Origin of the sequence: Algoriphagus sp. (genome assembly GCF_013373065.1) — a bacterium.
Classification (GTDB): Bacteria; Bacteroidota; Bacteroidia; order Cytophagales; family Cyclobacteriaceae; genus Algoriphagus.
In genome coordinates, this window is sequence record NZ_JABXIN010000022.1 from 1 (window position 1) to 18,973 (window position 18,973).

18 protein-coding genes and 1 rRNA gene are annotated in these 18,973 nt (G+C 39.9%); 5 read left to right on the plus strand and 14 right to left on the minus strand.

The genetic code is table 11. From position 1 onward, the window contains the following. A 5S ribosomal RNA gene (gene rrf / locus HWE15_RS13585) occupies positions 1-99 on the plus strand; the annotation flags it as partial. 108 nt (positions 100-207) lie between these two features. On the opposite strand, the gene HWE15_RS13590 is transcribed toward rrf, so the two are convergent. Both HWE15_RS13590 and HWE15_RS13595 read right to left on the minus strand, forming a co-directional pair. Next, the gene (locus HWE15_RS13590; protein ID WP_290508090.1) at positions 208-2,592 is read right to left on the minus strand and encodes a Smr/MutS family protein; all 2,385 of its coding nucleotides are present in this window, start codon (positions 2,590-2,592) and stop codon (positions 208-210) included. Beyond that, the gene (locus tag HWE15_RS13595; RefSeq protein WP_290508091.1) at positions 2,592-2,942 is read right to left on the minus strand and encodes a DUF4296 domain-containing protein; all 351 of its coding nucleotides are present in this window, start codon (positions 2,940-2,942) and stop codon (positions 2,592-2,594) included. The genes HWE15_RS13590 and HWE15_RS13595 overlap by 1 nt, the downstream gene beginning before the upstream one ends. A gap of 106 nt (positions 2,943-3,048) precedes the next feature. Between HWE15_RS13595 and HWE15_RS13600 the strand changes: the two genes are divergently transcribed. The 3 genes from HWE15_RS13600 to HWE15_RS13610 are packed head-to-tail and all read left to right on the plus strand — an operon-like array spanning position 3,049 to position 5,843. Then, positions 3,049-3,930: a DUF58 domain-containing protein gene (locus tag HWE15_RS13600; RefSeq protein ID WP_290508092.1), complete on the plus strand. Its 882-nt coding sequence runs from the start codon at positions 3,049-3,051 to the stop codon at positions 3,928-3,930. Continuing rightward, positions 3,923-4,819, plus strand: coding sequence for a hypothetical protein (locus tag HWE15_RS13605; protein WP_290508093.1), 897 nt, complete (start codon positions 3,923-3,925; stop codon positions 4,817-4,819). The genes HWE15_RS13600 and HWE15_RS13605 overlap by 8 nt, the downstream gene beginning before the upstream one ends. Further along, the gene (locus tag HWE15_RS13610) at positions 4,800-5,843 is read left to right on the plus strand and encodes a VWA domain-containing protein (protein ID WP_290508094.1); all 1,044 of its coding nucleotides are present in this window, start codon (positions 4,800-4,802) and stop codon (positions 5,841-5,843) included. Before HWE15_RS13605 ends, HWE15_RS13610 begins: the two co-directional genes overlap by 20 nt. Here HWE15_RS13610 and HWE15_RS13615 read toward each other — a convergent pair. Then, complete coding sequence (locus HWE15_RS13615; protein WP_290508095.1) at positions 5,832-6,923, minus strand: alkane 1-monooxygenase; 1,092 nt, start codon at positions 6,921-6,923, stop codon at positions 5,832-5,834. The two genes, HWE15_RS13610 and HWE15_RS13615, sit on opposite strands and share 12 nt — an antisense overlap. A gap of 169 nt (positions 6,924-7,092) precedes the next feature. Here HWE15_RS13615 and hemN point away from each other — a divergent pair, with 169 nt between their 5' ends. Further along, positions 7,093-8,445: an oxygen-independent coproporphyrinogen III oxidase gene (gene hemN / locus HWE15_RS13620; protein ID WP_290508096.1), complete on the plus strand. Its 1,353-nt coding sequence runs from the start codon at positions 7,093-7,095 to the stop codon at positions 8,443-8,445. 2 nt (positions 8,446-8,447) lie between these two features. On the opposite strand, the gene HWE15_RS13625 is transcribed toward hemN, so the two are convergent. The 11 genes from HWE15_RS13625 to HWE15_RS13675 form a co-directional block, all read right to left on the minus strand. Next, positions 8,448-9,152 carry a sulfite exporter TauE/SafE family protein gene (locus HWE15_RS13625; protein WP_290508097.1) on the minus strand — a complete coding sequence of 235 codons (705 nt, stop codon included), beginning with the start codon at positions 9,150-9,152 and terminating at the stop codon, positions 8,448-8,450. Continuing rightward, the gene (locus HWE15_RS13630) at positions 9,153-9,578 is read right to left on the minus strand and encodes a FixH family protein (RefSeq protein ID WP_290508098.1); all 426 of its coding nucleotides are present in this window, start codon (positions 9,576-9,578) and stop codon (positions 9,153-9,155) included. It abuts the gene before it with no gap. A gap of 3 nt (positions 9,579-9,581) precedes the next feature. Beyond that, positions 9,582-11,000, minus strand: coding sequence for a cytochrome c oxidase accessory protein CcoG (ccoG, locus tag HWE15_RS13635; RefSeq protein ID WP_290508099.1), 1,419 nt, complete (start codon positions 10,998-11,000; stop codon positions 9,582-9,584). 50 nt (positions 11,001-11,050) lie between these two features. After that, on the minus strand, positions 11,051-11,974 hold the full coding sequence (locus HWE15_RS13640; RefSeq protein WP_290508100.1) for a cbb3-type cytochrome c oxidase N-terminal domain-containing protein: 924 nt from the start codon (positions 11,972-11,974) through the stop codon (positions 11,051-11,053). After that, on the minus strand, positions 11,971-12,156 hold the full coding sequence (locus HWE15_RS13645) for a cbb3-type cytochrome c oxidase subunit 3 (RefSeq protein WP_290508101.1): 186 nt from the start codon (positions 12,154-12,156) through the stop codon (positions 11,971-11,973). Before HWE15_RS13645 ends, HWE15_RS13640 begins: the two co-directional genes overlap by 4 nt. A 12-nt stretch (positions 12,157-12,168) precedes the next feature. Next, the gene (gene ccoN / locus HWE15_RS13650; protein WP_290508102.1) at positions 12,169-14,295 is read right to left on the minus strand and encodes a cytochrome-c oxidase, cbb3-type subunit I; all 2,127 of its coding nucleotides are present in this window, start codon (positions 14,293-14,295) and stop codon (positions 12,169-12,171) included. Next, complete coding sequence (gene ccoS / locus HWE15_RS13655; RefSeq protein WP_290508103.1) at positions 14,288-14,473, minus strand: cbb3-type cytochrome oxidase assembly protein CcoS; 186 nt, start codon at positions 14,471-14,473, stop codon at positions 14,288-14,290. Before ccoS ends, ccoN begins: the two co-directional genes overlap by 8 nt. A 1-nt stretch (position 14,474) precedes the next feature. Then, positions 14,475-16,907, minus strand: a complete 2,433-nt coding sequence (locus HWE15_RS13660; RefSeq protein WP_290508104.1) for a heavy metal translocating P-type ATPase metal-binding domain-containing protein — start codon at positions 16,905-16,907, stop codon at positions 14,475-14,477. 70 nt (positions 16,908-16,977) lie between these two features. Next, on the minus strand, positions 16,978-17,607 hold the full coding sequence (locus tag HWE15_RS13665) for a hypothetical protein (protein WP_290508105.1): 630 nt from the start codon (positions 17,605-17,607) through the stop codon (positions 16,978-16,980). Positions 17,608-17,804: 197 nt separating this feature from the next. Beyond that, positions 17,805-18,293, minus strand: coding sequence for a hypothetical protein (locus HWE15_RS13670; RefSeq protein WP_290508106.1), 489 nt, complete (start codon positions 18,291-18,293; stop codon positions 17,805-17,807). 59 nt (positions 18,294-18,352) lie between these two features. Beyond that, on the minus strand, positions 18,353-18,970 hold the full coding sequence (locus tag HWE15_RS13675) for an ATP-binding cassette domain-containing protein (RefSeq protein ID WP_290508107.1): 618 nt from the start codon (positions 18,968-18,970) through the stop codon (positions 18,353-18,355). Between the last annotated feature and the right edge of the window lie 3 nt (positions 18,971-18,973).

Below are 18,973 nucleotides of genomic sequence, written 5' to 3' on the forward strand. Positions count from 1 at the left end.
CGCAGGGGTCCCACCTCTTCCCATCCCGAACAGAGAAGTTAAGCCCTGCAGCGCCGATGGTACTGGGGTTACACCCGGGAGAGTAGGTCGCCGCCTCATTTATCAAAAGCCCCTTACATAAGGGGCTTTTTTCGTTTATAGGGACTACGAATTAATTTTTTAATGGAAAAGAGAGAGAATGGATTTCTTTGCTTAAGCTTTAAAAATTTACTTTAAAGTAACTAGGGAAACACCTGCACCTCCTCGATCCGCATGCTCATCTTGAACTTTTTGTACTGGTTGCATAGTATGAAGTAAATTCCGTGTTATTTCCCGTAAAATCCCATCTCCCTTCCCATGTACAATTCGTAATTCTTTAATTCCTAACATATAACCCTCATCAATAAAATTTTGAATCAGGGGCAGAACCTCTTCTCCTCTTTTTCCTCGAAGGTCGAGATTCGTTGAAAAATCCATTAATTTTTGCTGGGTTGTATAAGAAGTAGAATGTTTGGAATGAGTTTTTTTGCGAACTTCTGATTTTGAAATTTTTTCTAACCGTGACAGTTTAACCATCGATTTAAGGTCTCCGATGGATATTTCTGCTTCCTTATTTTTGAGTCCCAAAACTTCTGCAATAGCTCCGTTATCCTTTAATCGCACCCAATCTCCAACTTTTATTTCTCCTCCGATTGTTTTATAGGTTATGGGTTCAATACTTATTTTTTCGGGTTTTACCTTTGATTTAAATTGTTCCAGCGACTTTCTTACTTCTTTAGTCTTCTCTTTATCTGCTTTTTCCTCCTTAATAATTCGTATGGTATTTTCTATTTTTTTATTTGTCTCATCTAAAAGTCGCTTGGCCTCCAGTTTCGCTTCTTGAATAACTCGTTTTTTAGCTTGCTCGAGTGTCTCTTTTAGTTGATTGTATTCTTGAAGTCTTGTTTTAAGCAATTGTTCTTTTTCCTGGACATCCTTTAAAATGATTCCGTATTTGTTTTTTTCATTCTCAAGTTGGGTAAGGAGTCGATCATAACGTACCCGCTCATCTCCAATTTGAGATTTAGCATAATTCAATATTTCTTTTCGGATACCAATTTTAGAGGCAATTTCCAATGCAAAGGAAGAACCTGGTTTTCCAATTTGTAATTGATATAATGGGGATAGATGCTCTACATCATAGCGCATTGCAGCATTCACCAATCCGGGATGTTTATCTGCGGTCTGCTTCAAATTTCCGTAATGAGTCGTAACGATTCCGAAAACGCCCTTTCTATTTAATTCCAATAAAACAGCTTCCGCAATAGCTCCCCCAAACTGAGGCTCCGTTCCGGTACCGAATTCATCGATAAAAATGATTGTTTTTTTATCAGCAAAATCTGTGAAATACCGCATGCTCATGAGATGAGAACTGTAGGTCGAAAGGTCATTTTCCAAATTCTGCTCGTCTCCGATATCAATAAAGAAGTTCTTAAAAAGTGAGCACTTTGAATCAGGATGAACAGGAATTAACAAGCCACACTGAAGCATGTATTGTAACAGGGCGACGGTTTTCAGAGATACTGATTTACCCCCTGCGTTCGGCCCGGATATAATGACTAATCTTCGCTCTTTAGTTAATTCAATATCAATAGGTACGATATTTCTATTTTGAGCTTTTAAAGCTAGTTCTAAAAGTGGATGTCTTGCTTTTGTCCAGAATAGCTGTTGCTCCTTAAAAAGTTGAGGTTTATTACTTTCGGTCTTTAAAGCAAACTTTGCCTTGGCTCGTATAAAATCAATTAAACCCAAGAAATTGGTAGCTTTTCGAAGAGCTGGGATGGATGGCCGTAAGTGATTGGTCAATTCGGTTAGAATCCGAATAATCTCCCGTCGCTCCATGTATTCCAAGTCTCGGATTTCATTATTGATATCCAGTGCCTCTTCAGGCTCCATAAAGACAGTCTGTCCAGTTGCAGACTCGTCATGAATGAAGCCTCTCATTTTGCGTTTATTTTCCGCCGCAACAGGGATAACCATTCTTCCGGATCGAATTGTGATACCGGCATCTTCTACTGTCAGTCCTTTGGCCTTGGCTTCCTTGAAAATCCGCTCCATAACTTTTCGAAGACGGGTTTCTTCATAGATGATTTGGGATCGAATTAACTGCAACTCTTTACTAGCATTGCTTTTCATTTTCCCTTTTTCGTCCAAGACGCGATCAATCTCTTTCAAAAGGGAAAGATCCAAATCCATTACCATGGCCAATAATTGGGACAAAGTGGGATAAAAATCTCCATGCTTGGCGAAAAAATTCAAACAGCCTTGAAGTGTTCGTAAAGCCAGTTTGATTTCATGAAACTCTTCCTCGTCTAGAAATGTGCCTTCTAGCTTCGCTTTTTCTAGAAAAAAGCCCAAATCTGTAAAATTCGAACTTGGAAATGTTTCTCCTGAAATAAGAATTTCCTTAAATTCAGCCGTTTGATTTAATAGTTTCTGGATCAACTTCAGATCTGCTGAAAAGGAAATTTTGTCAACAAACCCTTTTCCCAAAGAGGAAGTACATTCTTCTTTGACTAGATCTTTGATCTTCTGAAAGTTTATCTTTTGTTCGAGATTTTTGGGGTATAGCATCAGAATGATTCTTGACTTTCTGGGGCAGATTCTTTTACTACCAATGAATCAATTACGCGGGCATAAAGTTTATCCATTTCATCCGGAAACTGTAAATAATAGCGCAAACTTTCATGGAAAATGGAATCCTCTACGCCATGCTTTTTGAACACCTCGAGTTCCATTAAAGAATAAACAGTTTGGGATGAATCGTAAGAAATGGGAAGAGCGCTAGCAATTCCTTCAGTGAGATGAATGTCAATTAAAATGCTCACCATTTCATCTTCAGAAAGTAGGGGGGATTGCTTTTTTTTACTTTCACATCCAAGAAGAAGGAAAAGTGTCAGAATAGCCCAAAACTGTGATTTCATGCACTAAAATTAGGTTTTTTTAACTGAATATCGAACGACCCTTCCTGTAAGCTTGATTTTATTATTGGAGAGGGAGGTTTATCTTAGGCCGTTAAATTGTCAAGGGATGAATCAGCAGCTTTTCAGCAAGCTTAGAAAGTATGAAATCATGATCCGAAAGGTGGCCAATAATCACCTTCAAGGGGATTATCAGTCTCTCTTTAAGGGTTCAGGACTTGAATTTGACGACTTGCGGCCCTATCAATATGGAGATGATGTACGGACTATTGAATGGAAAGTTTCTGCAAAAGGTCATGGTACCTTTGTAAAGACATTCAAAGAGGATAAGGAACAATCTGTCTATTTTTTATTGGATATTTCAGGTAGTCAAGATATTGGTCAAACCGGCCATAAGAAAATCGATCAAGGAAAAGTTATTGCCGGCGTTCTTACGCTTGCAGCCATTTTTGAAGGAAGCCAGGTTGGCTTGATCAGCTTTTCAGATCAAAAGGAAAAAGTGATTCTTCCGGGAAAAGGAAGTAAACAAGCCGTTAAGGTAGTTCGAGGTATTTTTGATCATCAAAATATTTCCCTAAAAACGGATCTCAATGAAATGTTCTCTTATGCCCTCAATTTGATAAAAAAGCGAAGTATCATCGTGGTTATTTCTGATTTCATCGATGAAGGATATGAGCGCTCATTTAGAGCGATGGCAGAGAAGCATGATTTAGTGGCTATTCAATTGACTGATCCACGGGAATCAGCATTGCCTTCCTTGGGAATAATCCCTGTTTTTGATAAGGAAAAGGGAAGAACTACTTGGGTAAATACTGCCTTTGGTAGTTTCTCAAAGAAAATATCAGAGACCTTTACCTCAGAACGTGATCATTTAAAATTGATTTGCAAAAAAAATCAAATCAATTATTTGGCGATTGATACTACCGAGGATATTGTATTGCCCTTGATGGAATTGTTTAAGTATAGAAACAAATCAATGAAGCGTGGTTAAGGTTAGGATTCTATTTGCTTTTCTTTTGCTATCTGCTTCCTTGATGGCCCAGGAGGTTCAAGTCAATGGATATTTTATGTCCGATTCTGCGAAACTTGGAGAGCGAGTGGGGTATGTGCTGAAAGCGACCTATCCTGCAGACCGACAGTTGATATTTCCGGATTCTACCTATGACTTTTCGCCATTTGTCCTCTTGGAAAAGCAAACATTCCTAAGTAGTACGCAGGACTCTGTGACTGCAGATAGTACCATTTATTTTCTTTCCAATTTTGAATTGGATTCGGTGGCTTATTTGACATTACCTGTTTTTGAGCTTTCGAGATATGATAGTATTACGCATTTTCCACTTGAGGCAAGCATTGCTGTGAAATGGACACTGGATTCAATTCCTGAGGAGTTGATGTTTCAGGAGAACAATGTATATCAACCTATCCCCAAAAAATGGGATTTGATTCTTTTAGGAATAATTTCAATAGGTTTAATCATTCTCATTGGAGGAGGCTACTGGTTATTTGGCGATCGGATAAAGCGGTTTTTGTTTGAGCGAAATGAGAAACGTAGGTGGAAGAAATTCGCGAAACGTTGGAATGAAGCAACTTCCAATTTGGAATCTCAGCCGAGTATGGAAGCTGCCGATGAACTTCTTGGAATTTGGAAAGGGTATATGGAGTCGATCACAGGGCTTCCGATCAAAGAATGGACTTCCAGCGAGTTAGGTGAAAAATTAGATGATTTGAAAATTTTCAGTTCCCTAAGAGCTATTGAATTAATTATTTATGCTGGTGCCCAATCCGAAATCAAAGAGGCTGCAGGTTACTTGCTGGAAGTGGCAGAGGAAAAGTTTGAGCAAAAACTAAAAAACATCAAGCATGATCGAGCAATTGTCTGATTTTTTTAGGTTTTCCTGGTTTACCCTCGAAGCTTTTCAAAGTTATGAGTGGGAGAAACCGCTATTTCTTCATCTGATTTGGGTAATTCTGTTTTTGATGCTACTTCGAAAAGCGATCAAGTTTTTGAAGAACCCAGTATTAGAACTATCACTACCCAAAAAAGTAGCTCAAAACAACCCTTGGACTTATTTAAGGCTTATTCCTTCGCTTCTTTTTTACTTGAGCTTGGTTTTTATCATAATCGCCTTGGCAAGGCCTCAGCGAACGAATGAACGAGTAGAGCAGTATACTGAGGGGATCGATATTATGCTGGTGATGGATATTTCGGAGTCCATGGATTTGCAGGATTTTTCTCCCAATCGTTTAGAAGCAGCTAAGCAAACTGCCATTGATTTTATTCAAGGTCGATTTGGCGATCGGATTGGGATTGTGGTTTTTGCGGGGGAGGCTTTTTCTTTGGCGCCTTTGACCAATGATTACAAATTACTGACCGAATTGATTTCGGAGATTTCATTTGACATCATGGAAGCAAAGGGAACAGCAATTGGTTCTGCCATAGCTGCAGGGACTAATCGTCTCAAAGATGCTGAATCTGTTTCTAAAGTGATGATATTGCTCAGTGACGGGGAAAGCAATGCTGGGAATGTAGACCCGCTTTTTGCGGCACAATTAGCATCCGCTTTGGGAATCAAAATTTATACGATCGCAGTCGGAAAAGATGGGATGGTTCCTTACGGAACGGATTTTTTTGGAAGACCGCAAATGGTTGAAAGCTATTTGGATGAAACAAACCTTCGAGAAATCGCTAATTTGACACAAGCGGAGTTCTTCAGAGCAAGTGACGGGAATGCCCTTCAAGATATTTTTCAACGTATAGATCAACTTGAAAAAAGTGAAATTATGGAAAATCGGTATCGGGAAACGACCGATTATTATCGGGTTTACCTTTTTTGGGGGATGATCTTTTTCTTGTTGTGGTTAATTCTGAAAAGCAGTTTCCTTAATAACTTCTTATTGGACTGATCCTTCAAAGGTTTTTTCCTTCCATTGAATCAATCGTGGGTTCATCATTGAAAACCATATCGGCGGAAAAAATGCAACAATGATCATAGCAGAATAGCCCGCTGGCAGTTGAGGACTTTCATCGTAGTGATTGAGAATTTGATATGGTTTATGGGCAAAAGCATGATGATCAGAATGGCGTTGCAATTGGAATAAGAGAAAATTACTTACCCTATGACTCGCATTCCAGGAATGAATGGGAGTTACCCGTTCATATCTCCCATTTTCGAGAAGTTTTCGTTCCATTCCATAATGCTCTAAATAATTAACAGCTTCCAAGAGGCTAAATGCTAAAATACTTTGTCCAAAAAAGAATACGGGGACTTCCCAAACCCATCGATCCAAAGCCATAGAAAATCCAATAAACACTAATGCTATAAATAAAATTGGAATCAGGGTATACTGGATCATTTCATTATGAACAGAGTAAAAGCGTAATTTTTTCTTTTGAAGTCGCTCCCTCTCTATTTTCCATGCGCTGCGATAACCATCACAAACTGATCGCAGCCAAAAAGCATAGAAATTTTCCTCGAATCGACTGGTAGCTGGATCTTCAGGAGTTGCTACCCGGACATGGTGTCCCCGATTATGCTCTATAATGAAATGCATGTAGCATACCGTCATCAAAAGGATTTTGGCGTAAAGCTGTTCTAATTTTCCGCTTTTGTGTCCTAATTCATGAGCGACAGTAATCCCAATTCCTCCTGTCACAAGTGCCATTCCTGTGGTCAATGAAAGCCAATCTACAATTGAAAGATTATCTGTGGCGACTACATAGAAAGCCCAACCTAGGACTGCTAATTGGATATAGACCCAGGAAAATGTTACCCATTGGTAAAACCGTTCTTTTGCGACCTTGGAGACTGCTTCTTTTGGAATATTCGTCGTATCCGTGCTGATCAAATAATCCATTAGGGGGACAAGAACAAATACAAAAATGTGAATCAACCACCGGTTGAATCCTCCCAAATAATATCCCGAGATAAGTAGAATAGGCAGGATTAATGCGCTAAAAAAACCGATTTTTTTAAGTACTCCCATTGTCGATTTGAGCTATGTCCGAATCTAATGCAAACCAAAATAAAAATCAATCTTAGGCAACTAGGTTCAGATTTCTGTAAATCCTGATTTATGTCATTTTTCAAGCTAGTTCCTGTCACTACTTCAGTTTTTTTTTGTTTTCATTTTTGACCTTCCAAATCAGTTATCTATGGGCAATTTCGCACTCATTAAAAAGTACAATACTCCTGCTCCACGGTATACCAGTTATCCAACTGTCCCTCTTTGGGACAATGATCTACTATCGGAAGATTGGGGTGAATTGGTTTCTAAATCATTTTCAATGTATGGAAAGGAGGATGGCGTAAGTCTTTACATTCATTTACCATTTTGTGAAAGTCTCTGTATCTATTGTGGATGTAATAAGCGTATCACAAAGAATCACGGAGTAGAAGAACCATATTTAGATGCCTTAATTCAGGAATGGAAAAAGTATTTGGAATACTTTGGGGAAAAACCTCAAATTTCTGGTATTCATTTGGGAGGAGGCACTCCAACATTTTTTTCCCCACAATCACTGAATTATCTGATTTCGTCTATTCTTAAATCGGCTGAGGTTTCAGAAAATCGTGAATTTAGTTTTGAGGGGCACCCTAATAATACGACCAAAGAGCACCTTGAAGTCTTAGCAGAGCTAGGGTTTGATCGGGTTAGTTTTGGGATACAGGATTTTGATGAAACAGTACAGCAGGCAATTCACCGGATTCAACATTTTGAAAAGGTTCAAAAAGCGACTGATCAAGCAAGAAGTTTTGGGTATACTTCCATCAATTTTGATTTGATTTATGGATTGCCTCACCAAACTCTACTTACGTTAGAGGACACTTTTGAAAAGGTGATTTCTCTTTCCCCCGATCGAATTGCTTTTTACAGCTACGCACATGTTCCAAGTTCATTTCCTGCTCAGAAGAGTTATGAAAATCATCTCCCTAATGAATTAGAAAAGCGAGAGCTTTATGAATTTGGAAAGAAAAAGTTGCGGGAAGCAGGGTATGTTGAAATCGGAATGGACCACTTTTCGAAGAAGGAAGACCCTCTTTATTTGGCTCTTCAGCAGGGAACTTTGCATCGGAATTTTATGGGTTTTACGACCTCGCCTTCAAAAATCCTGATTGGGCTTGGCGCGAGTAGTATCAGCGATATTCATTTGGCCTATGCCCAAAATGAAAAAAGCATTAATTCCTATCAATCCGTTATCGCTAAAGGAGATTGGGCTATTACAAAGGGGCATCGGATGACCAATGAGGACTTGATGATTCGCGATTTTATTCTGGATTTAATTTGCAATCATCAGTCAATCATTTCTAGAGATTTATGGGGAATATTGAGTGAAAACCAATTGCTCCAATTAGGCGAAATGCAGCAAGAGAAATTAGTAGAATTAGATGGAAATCAGCTTCAGGTTACCAAAGATGGAGTTTTATTTATCCGTCAGATCTGTAAGGTTTTCGACAATAGACTTCAGAATCAAACGAGAGAATTGGTGTTTAGCAAAGCAATTTGAGCCTATTCACAGACGGTGATGCCAATTTGCTCAGTTCCATAGTTGAAAATCTGGATATCAGGACTCAGTCCATGAATGCCCAGTCCCAATCCCCTGAAAATAAAAAGTACTCCCAATATCACTCCTAAATAGGGGATTGCTTTTTGGAAATTCAGTCGGGTTTTTACGCTGATTAATTTTCCTGAATACATTAAAAAGAGGAGGAGAGGGATGGTTCCTATTCCAAAAAAGAACATGTAAGTTGCTCCAAGGTAAGGGTTTTGGAAACCTAAAGCTGCAATAAGCGCCATATAAACCATTCCGCAAGGAAGTAAACCATTGGCTAACCCTGTTGCGAAAAAAGCTGGCTTTCCACCTTTCTTTAAGAAATAAGATAGTTTTGATTTTACCCAATAGACTACTCCTGATAGCCAAGGAATGGTCAAAATCTGCTCAGACTTCTTATAATTCAAAGAGAGCAAAACTAAAAGAACTCCCATTCCGATTGAAAATCCTTGTTGGATTCCTGCCAGCGAGAGGGAAAACCCTAAAAATCCAATTACTAAACCTAATGCCGCATAGGTTACACTACGTCCTAGGTTATAAAGAATTTTGTTCCACAGAAAGCCTGAATTCCCTGCATTTCCAACTGCCAATGCAATAGGACCGCACATTCCCACACAGTGGAATGAACCCAAAAATCCCAAAAGAAAGGCAGTCCAAAGCATTTAGATAGTTATTTTCTTTTCTTGATAAAAGGCCACGCCATTTTCAGTCCAGCTTAACTGGACTCTCCAATATCCAGGTTTTAAATCCGCCACTGAGACCGCCTTCTTTCCTTCTTCATTAATTTCAATGGATAAAGATTTATCCAGACTTGCGTCAGAAGGCCGGAATAATTGAAGGTTTCCCTTTGCTCCAACAGGAAGGTCTAAAATCATGGATTTTGTTTGGATATCATATCGTATAACCTCACGGTCGAGAGCCAAGGTTGAGGCTTCTTTATCAATTTGCTCTTGGTACTTGATTTCTGCTTCGTAATAATTATCCCTGACAAGTTCAATCCCATCCATTCTTACGGAGATCACAACCATAGTCATGATAATCCCAATAAAAACAATGATTGAAAGCAATATTCCTTTTCCCCAATTCATAATTTATTCTTTTGATACGGGAGCCATAAAGCTCGTTTCAATTTCGTCTATCTCTTTTTCCTTATGGATTAGCGAAAGTTTGACGTCCTGTTGCGGAGTAACTACCCTATTTTGATCCGTTACCAAGAAAAATCGTCCTTCTACCTTTGACTGAGGTTCCAATACCCAATCTTTTCCGCCTACCACTTCCACATCAAGTCCTTCAACAAGCGATGAAAGATGAACGGTTTGCTGTTCAAATGTTTTATTGATCAGAGTGATTTGGTATAGGTTTGAAACGGTTCCATTGTCACGTAATTGGTAGGTCATTCCTGGAAATCTCGTGATGGTTGCCTGAAGTTCATCCCGCGTTGCGATCAAGGTAATAAATGCAGTTACCAATAAAACCAAAACAACAGAATAGGCTCTTACTCTTCCGGTAATCAACTTTTGAAAACCTTGTTGAATACTGTTTTCGGAAGCGTATCGTATAAGACCTTTCGGCCGCTCCACTTTCTCCATCACCTCATCACATGCATCAATACAGGCAGTACAATTCACGCATTCCATTTGGACACCGTTCCGTATATCAATTCCAGTAGGGCAGACTTGTACACAAAGTCCACAATCTATACAATCACCTTTTGGTGACTCATCCACTTTATTTTTTCTGATCGGAGCCCTTGGTTCTCCACGCACATAATCATACATCACATTGATGGAGTTGTTGTCCAAAAGTACTCCTTGAAGTCTACCATAGGGACAAACAACTGTACAAGCTTGCTCGCGAAACCAAGTAAAGACAAACATGAAAATTCCCGAGAAGGCCACTAGGCCAATAAATCCTGCTAAGTTTTCGGTCGGGGGTTTGGTAATTATTTCTTGAACTTGATCGATTCCAATTAGGTAGGCCATGACCAAATGACCGATGAGAAGAGAAATTCCGGCGAAGATCAGGATTTTACTCCCCTTCTTTATGATTTTATTGGTATTCCAAGGGCTTGCATCAAGTGCTCGTTGTTGGTTTGCATCACCTTCAATCAAGTATTCGATTTTTCGAAACACCATTTCCATGAATAGAGTTTGAGGGCATGCCCACCCGCACCATATTCGCCCAAAAATGACTGTAAATAGAATAACAAAAACAAAAAATATCAATAAGAGAAAAATCAGTAAATGTGTGTCTTGAGGCCAGAAAACGGCTCCAAAAATGATGAATTTCCGCTCAAAAATATTGAATAATAACCAAGGTCTACCATCTACTTGAATGAAGGGACCGATAAATAAAATCGCAAGTAAAACCCAAGAAAGGTAGGTTCTGTATTTATAGAAAAAACCCCGAACTTTTTTGGGATAGACCCAATAACGTTTTCCATCCTCCTTAACGGTTGATAGTGAGTCGCGAAAGGATTCTGGATTGAGGTGTGGGTTTTTCTGTGCCATTTTGAATTTTAATTTAGGTCTACCGGGATTTCACCGGTAGACCAAATCTATCAAAGCGTCGTTGCCTCAGTTGTGCTTTCAGTCACGGACTCAGGCTCTGCTTTGGGAGTTTCTAATTCTCCCTGTGGTTCTTTAGGGTTTGCTGGAGAGGTTCCTACAAGTGTAAGGATGTAGCTGGAGACTTGTTGGATTTCCTGTGGAGAAAGTTGATCTTCCCAAGGAACCATCCCTTTGCTGACTACACCATACTTGACTATTGAGAAGACATCCTGAATGGAACCTCCATGCAACCAATATTGGTCTGTCAAATTAGGACCAACACCACCACCACCATCAGCAGCATGGCAAGCTGCGCAATTTGCTTCAAAGATGGACTTGCCTATCGCCAAGCTTGCCTGCGAATCATCGAACGTTACGTTGGTTTCATCAATGGAGGCCGCCATTGTGGCCATCCTAGCCTCAGCTGCTATAGCCTCTACTCGAAGCTCTTCCTGATACTCTTCCACACCGGTGAGTCCTAATCCAAGTATGGAGTAGTAGGTGAAATAGCCAACCCCAAAAATGATGGTTAAAATAAATACCCATTGCAGCCATGGAGGCATGAAATTATCCAATTCGGTAATTCCATCGTAGGAGTGATCAGCCATCATTTTGGCTTTTTCTTCTTTTCCTCCTACCACATCCATTTTACCGGTTACAAATCGCTCTTTAAACTTTTCCCACCAAGTTGGCTCATTTGCCAATTCTGGGTTTTCCTTTTTGAACACGGCAACCATGAAGGACATCAGGTATACCATTAAAAGGAGTAACAGTACAATCACAAGCAGAACGATGCCTAGAATGACCAATAGAGTCATCTGGGCGGGGTCCATAGCTTGTAGATCCGTATACCAATTGGAGGTTTCGGTCTGAGCAAATGCACTCAGGGTGGGAAACCACCCGATTGTTATTAAAAGGGTTAGAAACTTTTTCATGGCTGGTGTTTGGTTAATTCGTCATCATTTTCCATTGGTAGGGACTTCATATGGTCCACAAGTTCTTTGGGTAAGCTTTTCACCCAAACGAATACTCCCAGAAAAAACAGCACAAAGATGAGCAAGGAAATCACTGGGTAGATTTCGATATTTTCGATTGATCTTAATACTTCTTTATACATGATTTCCTGGGTTTAATTGGAAGCAGTTGCTTTAATATCCGTACCTAGACGCTGTAAGTAAGCGATCAGCGCCACAATTTCTGTGTTTGGCATCACCTCTACGCCTGCATCTTTTAAGTTGGTGACGATTTCATTGGCTTGTTTTTCCAAATCAGTCACTGCTTGCTCATCATACCCTTCTGGATATGGTACACCTAGTTTCTGTAGTGTTCTGATCTTAGCAGGTAGATCGGAGTAATCCATCACATTCTCCTTCATCCATGGATAAGGAGGCATCAAAGATCCTGGAGACATGGAAGTAGGGTCTTCCATGTGGAAGTAGTGCCATGAGTCAGGATATTTTCCACCGATACGGTGCAAGTCTGGTCCAGTCCGCTTCGATCCCCAAAGGAAAGGTCGATCATAGACGAATTCACCTGCTTTCGAATATTCGCCATATCGCTCAGTTTCAAAACGGAATGGTCGGATCATTTGAGAATGACAACCCACACAACCATTGGCGATATAGAGATCTCGTCCTTCTAGTTCAAGAGGGGTATAAGGTTTTACTGAAGAAATGGTCGGTACATTTGATTTTACCAAAATGGTTGGGATAATCTCAATTGCACCACCAATTGCAATAGCTACAGTTGCCAAAACGGTAAAGAAAACTGGCTTTCTTTCCCATGCTCTGTGCCAAAATTCTCCCGCTGGATTATAGTTTTTAGCCAATGCAGGAGCTTGATCTTCTTCATAAGCTTCAAAGGTTCCTTTTTGAGCTGTTTTGTACATGTTGTACACCATTATAATTGCTCCAGACAAATAGAGGAGACCTCCGAATGCACGTAGAATATACATCGGAACGATTTCTACTACAGTTTGAAGGAAGTTGCCATAGGCTAAACGACCCATTTCATCAAATTCACGAAGCATCAAGAATTGAGTCAAGGCGGATACATACATCGGGAGGGCGTAGAAAATTATACCCAATGTACCTATCCAAAAATGCGCATTCGCCATTTTTTGGGAGTAGATGGTAGTTTTGAAAAGTCTTGGCCACATCCAGTAAAGCATACCGAAGGTCAAGAACCCGTTCCAACCCAAACCTCCAATGTGAACGTGGGCTACAATCCAGTCAGTGTAGTGTGCAATTGCATTCACATTTTTAAGTGAAAGCATAGGGCCTTCGAAGGTTGACATACCGTAAGCAGTTACTGCAACTACCATAAATTTCAATACGGGTTCATTTCTGACCTTATCCCATGCTCCTCTTAAAGTCAATAGTCCATTCACCATACCCCCCCAAGAAGGAGCAATCAGCATCACGGAGAAAACCGTTCCCAATACCTGAGCCCATTCAGGAAGTGCTGTGTAAAGCAGGTGGTGAGGCCCTGCCCACATGTAGATGAAGATCAAAGACCAGAAGTGGACAATGGATAGCTTATAAGAGTAAACTGGCCGATTGGCTGCTTTAGGAAGGAAATAATACATCAATCCTAAAAAAGGTGTGGTTAGGAAGAATGCAACTGCATTATGACCATACCACCATTGTACCAAGGCATCTTGAACACCTGCATAAGCAGAGTAACTTTTAGTAAAAGACACTGGAAGTTCCAGGGAATTGAAAATATGAAGGACTGCTACTGTTACGAAAGAAGCCAAGTAAAACCAGATAGCCACGTACATGTGACGTTCCCGTCGCTTGATAAGTGTTCCGATCATGTTAGCTCCAAAAGCAACCCATACGAGGGCAATGGCAATGTCAATTGGCCACTCCAATTCTGCATATTCCTTGGAGGTTGTCAGACCAAGGGGTAGGGTGATGGCGGCAGCTAAAATGATTAATTGCCATCCCCAGAAATGGAACCAGCTTAAGGATTTGTTCCACATTGGGGTTTTTAGCAACCTCGGCATGGAGTAGTAGACCCCAGCAAAAATTGCATTTCCCACAAAGGCAAAGATTACTGCATTGGTATGCAGAGGACGAATCCTACCAAAAGTTGTGTAGGGATTGCCCAAATTTGCCTCAGGCCAGAATAGTTGGGTTGCGGCGATTACTCCCACTAGCATACCTACTATGCCCCAAATAATTGTAGCGGCTCCAAAATACTTGACAATCTTATTGTCGTATTGGAACCTTTCCAGTGTAGCGTCATTCATTGGACTTAGGTTTTATTGGTTGATGTTTACTTGTTTTTTTATGATTATCGAAAAGAATTCGTACGGAGGGGGTGTAGTCATCTTCAAATTGACCGCTTTTTACTGCCTTAAAAAACAGATACAAAAAGCTGCCTGCTAACACGAGACTTACACCGATTAAGAGAAAGATGACTTCCATATTATTTTTCGGTTTTTGATTGGATAAGGCCCATCTTCCAGGCTAATGCATTGGTAGAAAGGGTGGTGAAAACCACTACTGAAATACTGGATAGTGGCATCAAAACGGCACAAATCACAGGGCTCAGAATGCCCTGCACGGCCAGGCTGATGCCTACCACATTGTAAAGAAAGCTCAAACCAAAACTGGCTTTGATGATGTTCCGACTCTTCTTGGCGAAGTCGAGGTATTTTGGAATTTTTGAAAAAGAACTGGCATCAAGAATTGCGTCACTAGCAGGGGAAAAGTGACTTACCCGGTCTGAAATAGCGATCCCTACCTCACTTTCCTGAAGAGCTCCTGCATCGTTGAGCCCATCTCCAATCATAAGGGTTCTTTTTCCATCCTCGTTTAAGGATTGTAAATAGGTGAGTTTTTCGATTGGGTTTTGTTGGAAATGATAATAAATCGATTTTCCCAAATTTTGCTTTAGAGAGTTGAGTTCATGTGCATGGTCTCCAGATAGGAGGTGAAGTTCATAGCTCTGTTCAAGTGAAGAAATCACCTCAGGTGCCTTGGCTCTTAAACCTGACAGAATATGGAAATAGCCTAATTCAACTCCTGAAATGCTGAGGTATACAAGATTTCCCTCTCGATGAGAGACTGGATTTTTAATAGCACAGAAACTTGCCGAACCTAATCGGATTTCCTGTCCCAGATAAATTCCTTTTATCCCTTTTCCTTTCTCCTCTTGAATGAAACTTAATTTTTTTCCAGTAATATTTCCAAGCCACCCATTGATCCTGTTACTCAGAGGATGGGTGGACCGTGACACCATTGATTTTAAAATGGCTTTGGTTTCTTCTGAAAGGGATTCCCCGTAAAATTTGATTTGGGCTCTTGCAGGATCGGTTAAGGTTCCCGTTTTATCAAATACTACCGTATCCACCAAGGCCAATCGTTCTACCACACTGGCATTTTTGAGGTAAAATTTATCTCTACCAAAAATGCGAAGCGTGTTTCCCAAGGTGAATGGTGTGGACATGGCCAAAGCACAGGGGCAGGCTACAATCAAAACGGAGGCTAATACCTTGATGGCAAAAGACAGGTCTGTAGGAAGCCAGAAAAGGAAAGCGATCAAGGCAATGCTCAATACCGTCCAGGTGAAAATTCCTGAAACTTTATTTGAAAGTGGTTCGAGTAATTTATCCTTAGACTTTTCGAAACTCTCATTATTCCAAAGGTCTGTAAGGTAACCTTGGGAAGGAGATTTTTGAATGGTCAATAGAATAGGTTCTCCTTTTTGCCGTCCTCCGGCATAAATCAATTCTCCTTTTCGCTTGGGAACAGGAACTTCTTCTCCAGTTACAAAACTGTAATCGATATGAGCGGTATCGCTTAGTAATAAGGAATCAGCAGGGATTAATTCTTCATCCCGAACCAAGATTACGTCTCCAACCTCCAGTTTTGTTAGGGGAATAACTTCTTCTTGATTTTGGACTAATTTGGTGACAGCGATAGGAAAATAGGATTTGTAATCCCGATCAAATTCCAATGCTGAGAATGTTTTTTGCTGGTAGATTTTCCCGAGTAGTAAGAAGAAAAGTAATCCCCCAAGGCTGTCCATATAGCCGGCATTTCCATGGGCAAAAATTTCCCATAAGCTATAGACAAAAAGGGTAGCGATTCCTAATACGATCGGAACATCCATGTTGATCCGGCGCTGCTTTACTGAATTCCAAGCTGAAATGTAGTAGTCACTGGCAGCGTAGGTCACCACAGGAATGGCCAACAAGACATTGAGATAATTGAAAAGGCCACGGAAATTTTCAGCTATTAATTCTACTTCCGAGAAATATTCAGGAACGCTGAATAGCATCATGTTGCCAAAACAAAAACCGGCAACTGCCAATCGTTTTACAGTTCTTCGATCTACTGAACTGCTCTGAGCTTTTTTATCAAGGTTAGAAAGCGATATTTTGGGTTCATATCCTATGGTAGACAACAAACTGACTAATTCCTGCAAGCTTATTTTTTGATGCTGGAATTTGATCTGAACCTTCTTTTTTATGAAATCAACCCGACTGAATGTGATACCGGGGTGGATTTGATACAGGTTTTCCAATAACCAAATGCAGGAAGCGCAATGAATTAAGGGGATATAAAAAGTTACATGGCTTTCTGTTTCATTTTGGAAATCCAGAAGCTTCTTTGCGGTTTCTGGATCTTTGAGATAGTCAAATCGGTTGCTTCTGCTGCTTTTCTCTTTTTGACTTTCTCCTGGATGTGCCCCTAAATCATAGTAAGTGCACATATCATTTTCAGAAAGCACCTCGTAAACAAGTTTGCAGCCCTGACAGCAGAATATTTTGTCATCAATAGCCAATGCATCATTCTCGCAGGTTTCCCCACAATGATAGCATTTAGTTTTTTCGGTATTGATCGTATTGGGCATACTTTCTTTTTTACAAAAATTACCTATTAATCAAGCTAAAAACATGACATTTATCAGTTCTTGAAATGACTTAAACGGATAGATAAAAAGACAATTGGTTACTCCACATTTTACTTTTATAAAAATGATAGAGGACCTTGGTAAGGTCAGCTTGGTAATTTTTTGTAGTGACTAAAAGGGTACAATTGTGCTTGACAGCATAGGTCCAAAAGTCCCCAATTCGAATAAAATTGAACTTGATAAAGCTGGTTTCTCGAGTTGATTTTGCGACTAGTTGGATTAAGTCCTGCTCTTCTCGGATTTTGGATTTTGGAATAAAGGAGGGTGATATAATGGTAGCTTTGCTGTTTTTAATTTTATTCTGAAATAAATTGATGAAATGCCGAATTAATTGTGCGGATTGAGGAGTGCCATCGTAATGAAAAAGAAGGTGGTTGGTCGAAAAATCTGATACATAAAGTAAGACGGGGATTTCACAAACTTCTTTATCAATATGCTTGGGAAGTTCTTCCATCCGAAGCCAATCCAAAACTTTGATTAAATCTACCGTGATTAAGGAAGGTTCACCATCCAATGCGTCACACATGAGGCTTTCCAATTGTCCTGGCCAAAAATCCCTTGTTAAAACGGGACAGTTATATTCGCGCATAATTTCATCAGGCAAATGAAGTTTGATGCTATAGGGTATTTTGGTCTCCATAGACGTAGGTGTTTATGCAAATCTACATGGACCCTTCGTCGACCATTGTGACCAATTCCATAAGCCTATATGATTAAAGTCAGGTTTTTGGTAGCGTATAAAAGAATTTTGAAAAAAAATAACGCTGATTTTTACGAGTAAGGGTAAAAAAAAGAGGGCCTTGAAAGCCCTCAATAAATAGTGTGTGTTGGATTGGTTTATTTTTTAACAAGATTAAAAACATAGCTTCCTGCAACGGCTTGCACTCCGTTAATTCTTGCCCCTGGTGCAGGAATTGTAAATTGCAATCTTAGATTATCACCCGTTTTGGTAAAGGAAATTTCTCTTCCTGCGGCAGGTTTTCCACCAGTTAGAGAAAATTTATCAAAGTTGGTTCCTGCAAAACTCCAATTTCCTGAAGCATCAAACAGATCATTGTTGTTTAATGTAGTATAAGTTTTCGCAGAGCCGGAGTTCATGATCAATTCGAAATTTTGATAAAGATCAGTAACTGCTGTTCCACTTCGAGTCACGGATCCACCTCCAGCAATCGCCCAAGCTTGTGTCCCTGTTCCTGTTAGGGCTTCAATGGCTAATTCTTCAGGTGTTTTTTGTGGAGGTTGAGGTGAGGGGCTATCTCCACCACAGGCCCACAAAAAAGTAATTAAAAATGCAAATAGGGACCATTTTCCTACAAACTGTTTCATACTCTTTTCAATTAGAAATTTAAAATTAGGGATATACTCCTAAGTTCAAAACGTGTAATTTATTTATAATCTTCTAAAGCCAATTTTTGTTGGCAAAAATCATATTCACGCTGCTCATTTGAGCAAACAATCAGAATTCGATTCAATTGATAGCTTTCTACAAGTTTTTGATACCAAGCGATTCCTTTTTTATCGAGGTTAGATGTTGGTTCGTCAAGAAAAATCACATCCGATTTGGATAGTAAAGCAAGGGCCAGCTTCAGCCTTTGCTTCATTCCAGAAGAAAACTGGGAGACGAATTTCCCATGATGCTCTTTTAAGTAAACCAATTCGAGAATTTCTTGTATAGAAATACCTTTAATTGGCTTTTTAAACTTAAAGTGGAAATCCAGTAATTCGGAGAGTGTGAATTCTTCCGGTAGCTCCAAGTAAGGCGCAGCTATACTTAGATGCTTAAACCAATCCGATTCTTCTATTCCTTTTCCTTCAATTGAAAATTCGATCTTTCCAGAAGTCAAAGGGATGGAGCCTGTTAGGCATTTCAATAAGGTTGATTTACCGGAACCATTGCTCCCCGTAATCGCTAAAGAATCACCGGACTCCAATTGGATCGAAAGATTTTTGAAAATCCATTCGTATTGGAAGCGTTTTGAAGCTGCTTCTACTCGGATTTTCATGCA